Source organism: Rhizobium jaguaris (genome assembly GCF_003627755.1).
Lineage (GTDB): Bacteria > Pseudomonadota > Alphaproteobacteria > Rhizobiales > Rhizobiaceae > Rhizobium > Rhizobium jaguaris.
Genome location: NZ_CP032695.1, coordinates 1,640,702 through 1,655,869 on the forward strand (window position 1 = coordinate 1,640,702; position 15,168 = coordinate 1,655,869).

Consider the following 15,168-nt stretch of genomic DNA (forward strand, 5'->3'; position numbering starts at 1 on the left):
AAAAAGATGAAGCGTCGCGCAACACGTGATAGACCTCGACGTTAAGGCGTGTTCGGTGTCCGGGGGGCATGCGAAAGTTCACACCTGTAATGCGTATCATTCGATTGCTATCAGTCCTGGTGATCCTTGCGATCATCGCCGCCGTTGGGTTTTTCGCGCTCACCTCACACGCGGAAATCCCCGCGGAGGAAGCATCGGCCCATTCTCAATTCGACGCGCGGCTCATTGCGCATGGCGAAGCTTTGGCCTCGGTCGGCAATTGCATTGCCTGTCATACCGTCCCCGGAAAACAGGCTTTTGCCGGTGGCCTGGCGATACCAACCCCGTTCGGAACGCTTTATTCCACCAATATAACGCCTGATCCGGAGACCGGCATCGGTCGCTGGAGCGAGGCGGCCTTCAATCGCGCCATGCGAAAAGGCGTCGACCGCCAGGGCAACAACCTCTACCCGGCCTTTCCCTTCGACCATTTCACCCACGTGACAGATGACGACAATCGCGCGCTCTATGCCTACCTGATGACGCGCACGCCCGTGCACGCCGTCGCGCCGGCAAACCAGCTGCCATTCCCGCTGACGCTGCGGCCGCTGCTGGCTGGTTGGAAGCTGTTGTTCTTCCGTGAAGGTGCATTCACCCAGGATCCGGCTCAGAGCGACGCCTGGAACCGCGGCGCCTATCTTGCCGAAGGCCTGGGCCATTGCGGCGCCTGCCATACGCCGCGCAACAGCCTTGGCGCCGAAGACGCGAGCCGACCTTTCGCGGGCGGTGAAGAGGAAGGTTGGCACGCGTTTGCGATCAACACCGCTTCCGCAGCACCCATTCCATGGGACAAGGACAGCATAGCCTTTTACCTGCGTCATGGCTGGGACCAATTCCATGGCGTCGCCGGCGGTCCGATGGCGGAAGTCACCGGCAATCTGGGTTCGCTCCCTGACAGCGACATCGACGCCATCGCTACCTATGTTGCCGCCAACATGGGTCAGCCATCGGCGGACAAAGCGGCCAAGGCGGACGAGCTGCGCAAGGCTTTTTCCGGCGATCAAGGCAAGGTCGCACTCGTTTCGACGGAACAGGACCCCTCGGCGGCCAAGACCGCACATATGCCAGGCGCTGCCATCTACACGGCCACCTGTTCCACCTGCCACGAGGGTGGCCGGCCGCCGCCCTTCGGCGGCATGAATTTCCGCCTAAGTACCGCAATCCATGCACCGAACCCACAGAACGCCATCAATATCGCGCTTTATGGCCTGCCGCCGGCCGACGGCCAGCCGAGCGCCGTTATGCCGGCCTTCGGCGGTTCGCTCAACGACGTGCAGGTGGCCGACCTTCTCGCCTATCTCCGTGCGCGTTTTACCGACCAAGGGCCTTGGCAGGACGTGGCAAATCTCGTCGCTAGGACGCGATCAGGCGAAATCAAGGTAACGGTCGTCCCTTCAGACGGCATCGAACGGGCACCCCTGAATGTAGGTGCGAAGGAGCAACCATGACAATCACGCTCACAATCAATGGCAAGGACCATGATGTTGAGGCAGATCCCGACACGCCGCTTCTTTACGTGCTCAGAAACGATCTGGCGCTCAACGCCGCGAAATTCGGCTGCGGCCTCGGCCAATGCGGCGCCTGCACCGTAATAGTCGATGAGCAGCCCGTGCTCTCTTGCGTAACGCCGATCACGCTTCTGCAGGGTAAGGCGATCATGACCGTCGAAGGGCTCGGCACAATCGACAATCCCGGACGGATGCAGGCAGCCTTTATCGAGGAGCAGGCGGCGCAGTGCGGTTATTGCATCGCCGGCATGATGATGGCTGGTGAAGCGTTGCTCAGACGAAATCCCGATCCGAGCGACGACGATATCCGCGCGGCGCTACGCACCAATCTCTGTCGCTGCGGCACGCATATGCGCATCATGGCGGCAATCCGTCGCGCAGCACGGCCGCAGTCGCAGCCGATGAAGAGGACGGGCTGATGGATACCCTCGACAAAGCGGAAATCACCCGCCGCGGCCTTCTGACCGGAACCGGCTTCCTCGTGGTCAGCTTTTCCGTCAGCCGCGCGCTCGGCCAGGAGGCGGCTCCGGTGACCCAAACTACTGCCACGCCGCCTCTGCCAGGCAGCTTGGCCGATGATCCCTACCTCGATTCCTGGATCAAGATCGATGCCGGCAATCACATCACCGTCTTCACCGGCAAGGCCGAGCTCGGACAAGGCGTCGAGACCGCACTGCTGCAGCTTGCGGCCGACGAACTGGAAGTCGAGCCCGGCGATATCGAACTCATCACCGCCGATACCAACCTGACGCCCAACGAGGGCTATACGGCCGGCAGCCAGTCGATGATGAATAGTGGCACCGCGATCCGCAATGCCGCGGCGCAAGTGCGTGACCTGCTGATCTCCCAAGCAGCCGGTCGCTTCGGTGTCGAAGCCAGCACGCTGCAGGCAAAGGGCAAGCGCATTCTTGCCTCCGACGGCCGTTCTGTCGCCTATGGCGAACTGGTCTCCGGGCAGGCGCTGCATCTGAAGGCGCAGCCGCAATCGCAGCTGACGCCACCATCGGCGCTACGATATATCGGCAAGCCGATGCAGCGCGTCGACATCCCTGGCAAGGTTACCGGCGGCGTCTCCTATGTGCAGGACCTGAAGCTCGACGGCATGTTGCACGCCCGCGTCGTTCGGCCGCCGAGCTATGGGGCGAAGCTCCTCGATTTCGACCAGGCAAGCATCGCTTCCATGCCCGGCATTGTCTCCATCATCCGCGACGGCAACTACCTTGCGGTTGTCGCAGAACAGGAGTTCCAGGCCATCAAGGCGATGCAGGCACTGACCGCCAGCGCCAAATGGGAGGAGAAACCGTCGCTGCCCGAGCAGGCAAACCTGGCTGCGGCCCTCGAAAGCTTGGAGCGCGAAGTCGGAACTGTCGCGCAATCCGGCGCTCCGACCTTCAACGGTCCAACCATCTTCGAGGCGACCTATACGCGGCCCTATACGAGCCATGGCTCGATCGGCCCGTCCTGCTCCGTTGCCGTCATGGATAAGGATGGCAACGTCAAGGTGTGGACGCACACTCAGGGCGTCTATCCCGATCGCGGCGCGATCGCCGATCTGCTCGGCCTGCCAAAGGACAAGGTTCGCGCCATTCACATGCAGGGCTCCGGTTGCTACGGCCATAACGGCGCCGACGATGCCGCAGGCGACGCAGCGTACATCGCCTCAAAGCTGCCCGGCCGGCCGATCCGCGTGCAATGGATGCGCGAGCAGGAACATTGCTGGGAGCCTTTTGGCCCCGCGATGGTGACGAAGGTTAAGGCCTCGCTTGACGCTAGCGGCAAGATCGACAACTGGACCTATGATCTCTGGAGCAATACGCATTCCACCCGTCCCGGCAAAGCGGGCGAACTGCTTGCCGGCCGGCTGAAGGAAAATCCGGTCGCGCCGCTTCCCGTGAAAATGGAGATCACGCCCGCGGGCAATGGCGACCGCAATGCCGATCCGCTCTATGTCATCCCGAACCGGCGCATCCTCTGGCATTTCGTAGCGGAGATGCCGGTGCGCGTCTCGGCACTCAGGGGATTGGGCGCCTATGCCAACGTCTTTTCCATAGAGAGCACAATGGACGAACTGTCGCGCATCGCCAAGGCAGACCCGGTCGAGTTTCGGCTCCGTCATCTGGCGGATCCGCGTGCCCGCGACGTGGTGCAAATGGCGGCGGACAAGTTTGGCTGGAGCGACAGCAAGCTTCCTGACGGACACGGCCGCGGTTTCGCCTTTGCCCGCTACAAGAATCATGCCGCCTATCTGGCCATTGCCGTGGAAGCCAAGGTCGAGCGCGAGACGGGCAGGGCGCAGGTTCTTCGCGCAGTCGCGGCGATTGACAGCGGCCAGGTCATCAACCCCGACGGCATCCGCAACCAGACGGAGGGCGGCATCCTGCAGTCGATGAGCTGGACGCTTTACGAAGCCGTGACCTTCGACGATACGCGCATCACCAGCACCGATTGGTCGCGCTATCCGATCCTGCGCTTCGCCAGTGTGCCGGAGACGGTCGACGTCCATATCATCGACCGGCCGGACCAACCCTTCCTCGGTACCGGGGAGGCGGCTCAGGGACCGACGTCGGCGGCAGTCGCCAACGCTATCCGCGACGCCATCGGCAAGCGGCTCTACAACCTGCCGCTGACGCGTGAGCGGATCAAGGCGGCGATGGCGGTCTGATAATCTGCTGGCACGATCTCCGAATAACGCGTCACGGTTTTCGGAACATGCGTTGGTGGAGGTGGCGAGACCACCTTCACCCTTAACGCGCATTGGATGTTACCAGATTGCAACCAAATTGTCGCAAAACTGTCATCCAGCCTGTCTAAATGTCGCCTTAATTTAATTCGCACGACATTTTGGTCGCCAATGAACGCCCCTACACGCCCGTTGCGCGCTGCCGTTTCCGCGGCGGAACTTGAACTGAGCTATGGCGCGACCACGATACTTCGCGGCATCGACTTTTCCCTTCCCAAAGGCCAGACGCTGGCGCTGCTCGGCCCCTCCGGCTGCGGCAAGACCACGCTATTGCGGCTGGTCGCCGGCCTTCTGGCCCCGAGCAAAGGGCGTATCTCGATCGGCGAGCAGATCGTCGCGGATGCCGCGAAAGCCGCTTTCCTGCCGCCGGAGCGGCGTGGGCTCGGCATGGTGTTTCAGGACTATGCGTTGTGGCCGCATCTGACGGTCGGCGGCAATGTCTCCTTTCCGTTGGAAATGCGCGGCGTCAACAAGGCGGATCGCGAGGGCCGCACGCTGAGGGCGTTGGAGCGCGTCGGGCTCGGCGGCTATGGACAGCGCAGGCCGAGCGAGCTTTCCGGCGGCCAGCAGCAACGGGTCGCCATCGCCCGCGCCATCGTCGCCGAACCGGCGCTGATCCTCTTCGACGAGCCCCTCTCCAATCTCGACCGTGAATTGCGAGAAACCATGGTCGGCGAGATCGGCAATCTGATTTCCTCTCTCGGGCTGACGGCAATCTACGTCACACACGATCATAGCGAAGCGCTGAGCCTTGCCGACCAGGTGGCGATCATGCGCGGTGGACTGATTGAGCAACTGGCGCCGCCGGATGTCCTCATTGACCGGCCGGCAACGCCCGAGGTCGCGGATTTCCTGCGGCTAGGTTGCGTTGCCGCCGTGGAACGCCACGGCGAGACCTGGCGGCTGGTTCGAGGCGGTGCTGCGATTGCGGCTGCCGATGCGGCGGCTCCGGATACCACGCATGCGCTACTGCCCATAGCCGCCATCGAACTCGTGGAGACTTCTGAGGCAGTGCTCAGCGGCATCGTGCTCCGCTCACAATTTCGCGGTGATGGCCATCTCGCCACCGTACAAATCGGATCGGGCGAGGACCGCGGCGAACTCCAGTTGATCAGCAGGACCAAACTTCGTGCGGGCGAGCCCGTCGGCCTGCGGATCGATCCCCAGCATATCCGCTGGTTTTCAAGCAATGCCTATAAATAAAGGGAGTTTTTGAGGATGTTTAAATCGATCAAGAGCATGGCGCTTGCCGCCGTGACGGCCATGATGATGGCAGGCGTCGCCCATGCCGACATTACCGTTTATACCGCCGGTCCCCAGGACCTCATCGACAAGCTCGCTTCCGGCTTCACGACGCAGACCGGGATCAAGGTCAAGGTCTTCCAGGCGACGACCGGCAAGGTCATGGCCCGCGTCGAATCGGAAGCGTCCAATCCGGTCGTCGACGTCCTGATTTCGGCTTCCTTGGATACGGCGACCGACTTCGCCAAGCGCGGCTGGCTCGTTCCCTATACCAGCCCGAACGCCGCCAAGGTGCCGGACTTCCTGAAAACCGAAACCGCCGTCGCTCAGGGCGTCTCAGCCCTCGGTATTGCCTGGAACCCGAAGAGCAACACCCCGAAGCCGACCGAATGGGCCGATCTGACGAAGCCGGAATACAAGGATCTGGTCAACATTCCGGACCCTGCCCAGTCCGGCTCGTCCTTCGAACTCACGGCCGCCTTGCAGGGCACGGACGGCTGGAAGCTGTTTGATGACCTCAAGGCCAACGGCGCGATCGTCGCCGGTGCCAATGCCGATGCGCTGAACCCAGTTCTGCAGGGCGCCAAGGCTGCTGTTTTCGGCGCCGTCGATTATATCGCCATGGGCAGCAAGGCAAACGGTGAGAACATCGATGTGATCTTCCCAGCCTCCGGTACGGTCATCGCGCCGCGCCCAGCCATGATCCTCAACTGGTCGAAGCATCAGGATGAAGCCAAAAAGTTCATCGACTACATGCTGTCAGACGAAGGCCAGAAGGCTGTCGCAGACGACTATCTGATGCCCTCGCGCACGGACATTCCGGCCAATCGCCCGCTGATCAGCGATCTCAAAGTGCTGAAATACGACGCCAAGGCGATCTACGGCAAGCGCAAGGACACGTTGAAGGAATTCGCGGACAAGTTCGCGAAATAAGGTCTGAGCAGGATGAAGGCGAACGGCATCAGCGGTGCGGCACCGGCAGCGTGGCTCGCGACATTGGGCCTCGTGCTGGTGGTGGCGGTGCCGTTCGCAGCCATCGTCCTGCAGGCGATTTTCCCTCAGATCGGGCAGGGCTCCTTTGCGGCGCCCTTCTCGCAATTCTACACGGCGCTCGGCGACAGCGCATTGCTGGCGATGAGCCGCAACACGCTGATCCTCGGTTTCAGCGTCGTTCTTTTGTCCGCACTGCTGGCTGTGCCACTTGGCGTGTGCCGGGCGCTTTATAAAGTACCCTTTGCCGCCTTTTGGGACGTGGTCCTGCTCGTCCCCTTCATGATCCCGCCCTACATTGCCACGCTCGGCTGGATCATGACCCTGCAACCGCGCGGCTATCTGCAGCAGTTGGCCGGCTTCAACATGGCGCCGGTGTTGTTTTCACTCTTCGGCATGACGTTCGTCATGGCGATGAACACTTTTCCGGTCGTCTATTTTGCCGTGTCGCGCACGGTCGAAGCGGTCGGCTCGCGTTATGCCGATATTGGTCGCGTCTTCGGCGCTTCGCCGGCGCGCGCGTTTTGGCGCATCACCCTGCCGCTCTCGGCTCCTGGCCTTGCGGGCAGCCTGATGCTCGTCTTCGCAGCCGCGATCGAGGAATACGGTACGCCGGCCGCCCTTGGCGGGCGCACGAAATTTCAGGTGCTGGTCACCGGCATCGACCTGCGCGTCTCCGATTGGCCGATCGACCTGCCGGGCGCGGCAATCCTGTCGATCGTGCTGGTTGCCATGTCGCTCATAACCTTCCTGCTGCAGCGCTGGATTCTGGCTCGGCGCTCCTATGAGACCACGGGCGGCAAGCCGCAAAACAAGGACAAGCGGCCACTCGGGGCGCTTAACATTCCCGTTCTTATCGCCTTCGCCGTCGTCGCCTTTCTCGCGACCGGCGTTCCGCTGCTCGCGATTCTCGCCACCGCTTCGTCCAAGACGATTTCCGGCGGGCTAACGCTCGGCAATCTCGGCTTCAACAATTTCCTCGCTGTCTTCAAGGACAGCGCCGGCGCACTGCAGGCGCTTGGAAACAGCATAGCGCTCGGCGTCGGAACCGCTCTTCTGACCGGCCTGATCGGTGTGCTGGCCGCCTATACCACCGTCAAGACGCGCTATCGTGGCCGCATGCTGCTCGACATCATGACGATCCTGCCAAATGCGCTGCCGGGCATCGTTGTCGCCGTTGGCCTGATCCTGGCCTGGAATATGCCGGGCTTGCCGTTCACGCCGTACAATACCGGACTCATCCTGCTGCTTGCCTATTGCTGTCTGCTGCTGCCGCAGCCGGTGCGCTACACGACGGCCGCTTTCCAGCAGATCGGCGACAATCTCGAGGCGGCGGCACGCGTTTGCGGCGCCAGCAGCTTCACCGCTTTCCGCCGCATCATGCTGCCTTTGGTTTTCCCCAGTCTGGCCGCATCTATGTTGCTCGTCTTTGCTGTGGCCTCGCGCGAACTCGTCGCCTCCGTCGTTGTCGCGCCCGTCGGCATGCAGACGATCGCAACCTTCATCTGGCGGCAGTTCGAGCAGGGATCGATCGGCCTCGGCATGGCGATGGCCTTCATTACCATCGTCATCACCACGTTGCTGCCGCTCTGTGTCATCGGCCTGATGCGGCGCGTCAGCGTCATTCAGGACTGATCACAGCAGCGGTGGGTCACGACGAAAGCGGCGCAACCGGCTCATGCGCAAAGCCCGCCGAATCCAGTGCCCTGCGGACAAGGCCGGACGCCTTGGCTTCGTTCATGAAGCCGGTCACGAACGCCAGGGCAGCGGGTTTGGCCTTTGCGACAGCGATCGCGATCCCCGTCTGCTGAAAGCCGCCGTCGAGAACGCGGGCGTCCGGAAAGCTGGGCAGGAGGGTATGGAAAGCATCGCGCGACAGGGCGAGAGCCTCCGCTTGTCCCGTCAATAGCAGATCGACCGCAACGGCGATCGATTCCTGCGCTGTCGGCACGGTTTTCGTAAGGCTGCGCGTGGAAGCGCGGATCGTCGTCGTATTGGCAATGCCGACGACGCGGATACCCTCGCGATCGACGTCGGTGAGCGTCCTGATACCGGACACGCCCGTGACGAGATAGGTGCTTTCGAGCACGTAATAGGCCGGACCGAAGGCCACTCTTTTGCGGCGTTCCTCATCGACCGGCATGAAGGTGACATCGATCGCGCCTTTCTCCAGCGCTTCGGTGCAAGCGCCGGAGTTCATGAAGACGATGATGTCCAAGGATGCGCCAAGCTGAGACGCCAACGTCTCCGCCAAATCGACGGTCACCCCCCTGACCTCCTCACCGTCGCGCATAGCAAAAAGCACAGACGGGGCAGGGGCGGAGATGATCCCGACCCTGAGTTTTCCGGTCGGGGTGAGCTCCCCAAATGCGGCGTCGCGATCAAGCGGCAGGTGTGCATTGTCCATGGCTTCACACATCAAATCCGACCGCTGTATCAAGCCGAAACCGGTGTGCCAACACCGATAAGAGCCTCGCCCTGGTTCACCGCCAGGCTCGTCAGCCGGTAAAGGACGAAACCCACCTTTTCCGATTGAATTCTTGCGAGAACTTCTCCGAATACATTCTTGATTTCGCCCAGCAATTCGCCAACACCAACGGTCTCGGTGAGATCCTTGCGAGGATACCAGAGGCCGGTGACCGGCGCGGTCGGCACCCACATGGTCACCACCTTGGTTGCCTCAGCGGTTTTCTTCGGCGCATCCGCCACCATGCCGAGATGCTGCATCACCCGGCGGACACCGTCCGTGAGCTGCGTCACGGTCGCTTCACCCCAAAGGCCGTTGCCGCTGACTTCCGGCAGGATGCTCGGGATGCCGAGCTTGCCAGAAGCATCGACCGTGTAACCAGCGCCGCCGGCTGCGACCAGCACGGGTATGCCAAAGGCGGCTGCCATTGCCTGGGATTTTTCCGATCCGGCCGGGAAGATCGTGAACGGTTCCAGACCCTCGTCCAGATCGCCGCCATGCATGTCGAGATAGGCGTCGACTTGCGGATAGACCCTCGTCACCAGCCAGCTCGCCAACCGCTCGCTGGTCGAACCCTCCGGATTGCCGGGGAACATGCGGTTCAGGTTCTTACCGTCCTGCGGCATGATGTAGATGTTGCGCTTGTGGAATCCCTGGACGTTGAGGATCGGCAAGATCACCAATGTTCCCTTGATCTCCTCCGGCTTGATCTGCATTATCCGCACCGCCGCCTCGACCGAGCAGAATTCCGACCCATGCACGCCGGCCGTGATCAAAAGCGTTGGGCCAGGTTCCGCGCTCTCGATGATCGCGAAAGGGATCGCGGTTTCGTCGATCGGAGTGACATGGCCGAACTCGACGCGGGCTTTTCTCGTATGAAGAGCGGGCAAATTATCCATGGCGCTACATCCTCTCAAAATGTCTGTGGGATTTATATCTGACGTGGCAAAGACCGCACGGAAAACGTGCGAGAGATTGCGTCAGGATAAGCACCCTCTTGCAGTGACGACAAGACCGAACCTCATGCCGCCGGAAAATCGGTGCTCTCGGCCAGCCGCCTGTAGGCTTCGACTGCGTAGAGCACGGTCCGCATCTGCGCCTCGTGGCAATCGATGAAGGTCTGGTCATAGACCGTCTCGTCCGTCGCCTCGGTAATGATCGTCAGCGGCGCCTGATAGAGTGAGCCGACCTGCTTCAATACGGGGATGCCGTAGCGCACCTCGAACGGCGCGTTCGGCATATGTTGCCGGACACAATCGATCTGCTTGGCGTTGAAGTCGACAAGGGCCTTGTCCTCTGCAAGCCGTCGTGCCACCTCGTCGAGCAACGTTTCACCGATCGCTTCCCAGCCGGGATGCGTGCAGATGATCAGGAAAAAGCCCTTCGGGATGGTCCAGAGCTCGAAACCACGCGGCAGGTAACCGGACATCGGCCGTGTCCATTCATGCGAAGGATAGCCATGCAGGTTAAGATGAAGCTTGGCGGAAGACAGTGTCAGGGCCGCTGTCCGAGCGTCACGCTCATAGGCGGGGGCGGGGACGGTGAAAGAAAGATCGTCGCCAAAGGCCGTATAGCGGGCGGCGTGATGCATGTGGAACGGGTTTTCGACGATCAGCCTCTGATGCAGCTCATAGCCGTCGACATTCTCGACGGGGACGATGGCGAAATGTGCATTGGGATCGCCGGCAAGCACCTGCGCAGCTCTCAGCGCGCCGACCGGACCGCTGGTCTCATTGGCGTGTTGGCCGGAAGAGATGAGGACGGCAGGGCCGGGGCCTTTATGATAACCCCCGAGCACATCGCGACCCTCGCGCGAAACGGCTTTGATTGGCTCGCCCTCGATCTTGGACAGCTCCCTTCGAATCTGGCCGATCTTAAGCGGCCGGCCGGCGGTTTCCATGGCGATGTCGGGACCTGTCGTCTCTTCGTGCTCGCCGAAATCCTCGATGGTCATGACGATCCGCGGATTGGCCTTTGCAGCGCGGATATCCGGGACAACCTGGCCAGGTCTTGCTCCGCCACGGCCGGCCATGGCGCCCATTTCAGCATTCAGGCATTCCCGCACGGTGAAAAACAGGTCCTCATGCATGGCTTCGCGCAGGCTGATGCTTTCGCTGCAAAAATCCAGATCGAGATCGTTGGCCGGCAGGTCGACCGTGATGCGCAGCCGGTCGAAATATGGCTGCTGCCGCTCCCAATGATGATGCTTGACCGCATCGACGGCGGCGAGGAACAGGATCTCAAAATCCGTCTTCAGGCGCTGCCCGGCATCGGCAACACCGACAGCCCGCCGCCAGCCGCAGCAACGCAGCACCGGCGTGCCCACATGATCGTCCTCGACGATATTCGGCGCGAAGACGGCATGCGTGCTCGTTTCACCTGCTTTCGTTACGAGCGTAACATCATAGACGAGATCGAGATCATTGGCGTGGAAGGATATCTCGGCGTTACCAACGAGTGCGGCCAGCGGATAGGCCTCGATCAGGAAACGATGGGGATCGGCGGCGGCATGAACAGGGTAGCCGACCTCGATCCGGGCAAGGGAAGAAATATCGACCTCTTCCAGGAAGAAATAGACCAATGGCTTGTAGGCACTGCGGATACGCGCCTTGATGCCGGCCGTGGCAAGCTTTGCTTCCGCTGCCTTGCGTGAGGGGCCGTCGTCGAACAGCCAGGCCTCGACCGCCTGGCTCGGTGGACTGGAAAGCAGCAGGGAGACCAGGGCGTCGAGCGTGCGCGGAACATCGAGATTGAGAATGGTAGTCATTTTTCCCTCGTGGGATCGAGATAGTCGCGAAGCCAGTCGCCGAGCAGATTGAGCCCGAGGACGGTGAACATGATGGCGAAGCCCGGAAAGACACTGACCCACCAGGCCGACTGCACATAGGTGCGGCCATCGGCCAGCATACCGCCCCAGCTCGGAATCGTCGCATCGACGCCAAGGCCGACGAAAGTCAGGCTACTTTCGAGCAGGATGTTGTTGGCGACGTTGAGCGTCATAAGCACGATCACCGGGCCGATAATATTCGGCAGAATATGCTTGAAGATGATCCGGCCCTTGCCGGCGCCGATGGCCCGTGCCGACTGGATGAATTCCCGATCGCGCAGCGACAGGACCTGACCGCGCACCAGACGAGCATATTGCACCCATTGGGCGATGATCATCAGCGATATCAGAACGGAAAGACCGGGGCCGACGATGGCGATGAAGGTCAGCGCCATCAGCATGAACGGCATGGCAAGCTGAACGTCGGCGATACGCATGAGGATCATGTCGGCGACACCGCGGAAATAACCTGCGATCAACCCCGCTGTCGTCCCGACGATCGTGGCGCCGCCGACCGACAATAGACCGACGATCAGCGATATCTTGCCGCCGGCGGCTATGCGGGCGAGCACATCGCGGCCAAGCGGATCGGTGCCAAGAATATGCTTTAAGCTGACGAAGGGCGGCAGCAGGCGAGCGCGCAGATCCATCATATCGGCGCTGCCACGGAAGATCGCGTCGGAGAAGACGACGAGCAGGACCATGCCGGCGGTGAAGATGACACCGAGGATCAGTTCCAGCGGCGTATGGCGAAAGAAGGTGATGCGTTTTGCGGAAGAGACGGCCATAGGCATCACTTCCTTCCGATGCGGGGATCGATGATGCCGTAGGCGAGATCGATCGCAAGGTTGGTGAGCACGATCATCAGCGCCAGCACGGTGATCGTCCCCTGTAGCACCGGATAATCTCGCGCCGAAATCGCGTCGAAGGCGAGGCTGCCCATGCCCGGCCAGTTGAACACACGTTCGACAATGACGACGCCGCCGAGCAGGTCGCCGAACTGCAGGCCAACGAAGGTCAGCAGCGGGATAAGGCAGTTGCGAAGCGCATGCTTATAGAGCACGACGCGATCCTTCAGCCCCTTGGCGCGCGAGACGAGGATATATTGGGTCGAGAGCGTATCCAGCATCGCCGTGCGCACGATGCGAAGATTCACGGCGGAAAGGATGAGCGCCAGCGTCAGGCAGGGCAGGACGAGACCCTGATAGACGAGGAAGCCGCTCGACGGCAGCCACTCGAACTTGATCGAGAAGATCAGCACCAGCATGATCGCCAGCCAGAAATTCGGGAAGGAGAGGCCGATCAGCGAGAAGATGCGGATGATCTGATCCGACCAGGAGCCCGCCTTGACGGCAGCATGGATGCCGAGCGGGATCGAAATCAGAAAGGAAATGATCAGCGAAAGGAAAGAGAGCAGCAGGGTGGCGGGCAAGGCTTGCGCAATCATCGTCCAGACCGGCGTACCGCCGAAGAAACTCTTGCCGAAATCACCCCTGATGACGCCGCCGATGAAATTCAGATATTGCATATGGAAAGGCTGATCGAGACCCAGACCAGCGCGGATGCGCTGCAGATCCGCTTCGCTGATGGCGCCGCCGCCGCTCACAAGCATGGCCGTAGGGTCGCCAGAGAGGCGGATCGCATAGGAGACGAGCAGCGTGACGACGATCACGACGAACAGCGCCTGAAACAGACGTTTCAAGATATAGATTGGCATGATTGGCCTCTGCTGAAACGATGACTGCCCACCAATTGGCGGGCAGTCATGTCGGGTTCGACTTATTCAACAGTGGTATCGACGAAGCGGAAGCGGATATCCGGGGTCGGCGGCAGATTGTGAACACGCTTGTTGACGGCATAGAGCGTGTTGCTGTTATAGAGCGGAATCTCATAAGCCTGATCGGCAGCATAGTCGGCGATCTGGTTCAGAATCTTCTTACGCTCATCGACATTGTAGGTGGCGCGTTGCGCCTCCAGCATCTGATCGAGCTTGGCATCCTTGATGTAGGGATTCCAGAATTGGCCGCTGTGATAAAGCAGATAGGCCGTGTTGTCGAAGTCGAAGGTCCAGCCGCCCCACTGATACTGATAGAGCGGGCCGGTTTTACCGTGCGGTACCAGATCGGTGTAGTAGACGTTGGATTCGTAGGACTTCAGCGCGACATTGATGCCGACTGCTTGCAGATAGGCGGCAACCGTCTGGGCCACTTCGCGGAAGGTCGCATTTGTGCCGATGAAGGACAATTCGACATTAGTGCCGGGCTTGACGCCGGCCTTGGCGAGCGCCGCCTTGGCGGCCGCCGGGTCGAAAGGCAGGGGCTTCAAGTTCGGATCGTAGCCGAAGGACAGCGAGCTCTGGAGACTGGCGATCGGCTTGGCATTGCCCTGCATGATCTGTTCAATGATTGCATCTCGGTCGATCGCCTCGATCATAGCCTTGCGAACGGCCGGGTCCTTGGTGAGGCCGTCGGCGCTGTTGAAGCGCAGCATGACCACATCGGGACCGGTGATGCTTTCCACTTCCAGTTTCGGATCGCCTTTGATCGTATCGATCAGGCTGATCGGCACCAGCGTCGCAATGTCGATGCCGCCTGATTGCAGCTCGGACACCTGGGTCGCCGCTTCCGGAATGAAGCGATAGACGAGGCCGCTAAGCTTCGGTGCGCCGCCCCAATAATCGGGGTTGGCCTCAAGCGTCAGACTGACCTTCGGCTTATAGTCGACGAACTTGAACGCCCCCGTGCCGACCGGATGAAGGTTGAAATAGGTGTCACCTTTTTCCTGGATATATTTCGGCGGCACGATCATCGCACCGTAGCCGGCGAGCTTGGTGATCAGCACCGGGTCCGGCGTCTTCAGGATGAAATCGACGGTGTAGTCGTCAATGACATTGACCGAGCCGATCGAGGTGTAGTTCGCCTGTTGCGGTCCTTTGGCGCCTTCAGGACCAAGGAGCCGGTCGAACGTGAACTTGACCGCTGCAGCGTTGAAATCTTCGCCATCATGGAATTTCACGCCCTGACGCAGCGTGAAGCGGATGCGCTTGTTATCGTCCAGGAATTGCCAGCTGGTGGCAAGGCCCGGATAGAGTTTCAGATCCGGGCCGCGCAGAACAAGGCCGTCATAGAGGTTGCTGCCGATGCGGCCCCAGGTGAGGGTGAACGTGTCGATCGGGTCCCAGCTGCCGTCGTCTGTTTCGAGAGCGACGGTCAAGGTGCCGGCGGCATGTGCGGCTGTAGTCGCGATCGGCAGAAGCGATAGGGCGGCGGCAAAAAGAAGATTGCGATATCCTGTCAGTTTCATTGTCTTATTCCCCTTGATATTTTTGTGGGCATGAAATTCGAGTAGGCGGTCT

Annotated in this window: 12 protein-coding genes; 6 read left to right on the plus strand and 6 right to left on the minus strand. The window is 61.0% G+C overall.

Annotation, left to right across the window (positions count from 1 at the left end; all coding sequences use genetic code 11):
• Positions 1–89: 89 nt before the first annotated feature.
• The 6 genes from CCGE525_RS29810 (at position 90) to CCGE525_RS29835 (ending at position 8,154) form a co-directional block, all read left to right on the plus strand.
• Complete coding sequence (locus CCGE525_RS29810; protein ID WP_120707824.1) at positions 90–1,487, plus strand: cytochrome c; 1,398 nt, start codon at positions 90–92, stop codon at positions 1,485–1,487.
• Positions 1,484–1,966, plus strand: a complete 483-nt coding sequence (locus CCGE525_RS29815) for a (2Fe-2S)-binding protein (RefSeq protein WP_120707825.1) — start codon at positions 1,484–1,486, stop codon at positions 1,964–1,966. The genes CCGE525_RS29810 and CCGE525_RS29815 overlap by 4 nt, the downstream gene beginning before the upstream one ends.
• On the plus strand, positions 1,966–4,209 hold the full coding sequence (locus CCGE525_RS29820) for a xanthine dehydrogenase family protein molybdopterin-binding subunit (RefSeq protein ID WP_120707826.1): 2,244 nt from the start codon (positions 1,966–1,968) through the stop codon (positions 4,207–4,209). Before CCGE525_RS29815 ends, CCGE525_RS29820 begins: the two co-directional genes overlap by 1 nt.
• Before the next feature lie 189 nt (positions 4,210–4,398).
• Positions 4,399–5,490 (plus strand): ABC transporter ATP-binding protein, encoded by a 1,092-nt coding sequence (locus CCGE525_RS29825; protein WP_120707827.1) that lies wholly within the window; start codon positions 4,399–4,401, stop codon positions 5,488–5,490.
• A 15-nt stretch (positions 5,491–5,505) separates the two neighbouring features.
• Positions 5,506–6,462, plus strand: a complete 957-nt coding sequence (locus CCGE525_RS29830; RefSeq protein ID WP_120707828.1) for an ABC transporter substrate-binding protein — start codon at positions 5,506–5,508, stop codon at positions 6,460–6,462.
• 12 nt (positions 6,463–6,474) lie between these two features.
• Entirely contained in the window at positions 6,475–8,154 is a 1,680-nt protein-coding gene (locus tag CCGE525_RS29835) for an ABC transporter permease (RefSeq protein WP_120707829.1), read from the plus strand.
• Positions 8,155–8,170: 16 nt separating this feature from the next.
• Here CCGE525_RS29835 and CCGE525_RS29840 read toward each other — a convergent pair whose 3' ends face one another.
• The 6 genes from CCGE525_RS29840 to CCGE525_RS29865 form a co-directional block, all read right to left on the minus strand.
• Complete coding sequence (locus tag CCGE525_RS29840; RefSeq protein WP_120707830.1) at positions 8,171–8,926, minus strand: transporter substrate-binding domain-containing protein; 756 nt, start codon at positions 8,924–8,926, stop codon at positions 8,171–8,173.
• A 29-nt stretch (positions 8,927–8,955) separates the two neighbouring features.
• Positions 8,956–9,885, minus strand: a complete 930-nt coding sequence (locus CCGE525_RS29845; protein WP_120707831.1) for a succinylglutamate desuccinylase/aspartoacylase family protein — start codon at positions 9,883–9,885, stop codon at positions 8,956–8,958.
• A 122-nt stretch (positions 9,886–10,007) separates the two neighbouring features.
• Positions 10,008–11,753 carry a M14 family zinc carboxypeptidase gene (locus tag CCGE525_RS29850; protein WP_120707832.1) on the minus strand — a complete coding sequence of 582 codons (1,746 nt, stop codon included), beginning with the start codon at positions 11,751–11,753 and terminating at the stop codon, positions 10,008–10,010.
• Positions 11,750–12,601, minus strand: a complete 852-nt coding sequence (locus CCGE525_RS29855) for an ABC transporter permease (protein WP_425375907.1) — start codon at positions 12,599–12,601, stop codon at positions 11,750–11,752. Before CCGE525_RS29855 ends, CCGE525_RS29850 begins: the two co-directional genes overlap by 4 nt.
• Positions 12,602–12,606: 5 nt before the next feature.
• Positions 12,607–13,530: an ABC transporter permease gene (locus tag CCGE525_RS29860; protein ID WP_120707834.1), complete on the minus strand. Its 924-nt coding sequence runs from the start codon at positions 13,528–13,530 to the stop codon at positions 12,607–12,609.
• A gap of 62 nt (positions 13,531–13,592) precedes the next feature.
• Complete coding sequence (locus tag CCGE525_RS29865) at positions 13,593–15,116, minus strand: ABC transporter substrate-binding protein (protein ID WP_120707835.1); 1,524 nt, start codon at positions 15,114–15,116, stop codon at positions 13,593–13,595.
• Between the last annotated feature and the right edge of the window lie 52 nt (positions 15,117–15,168).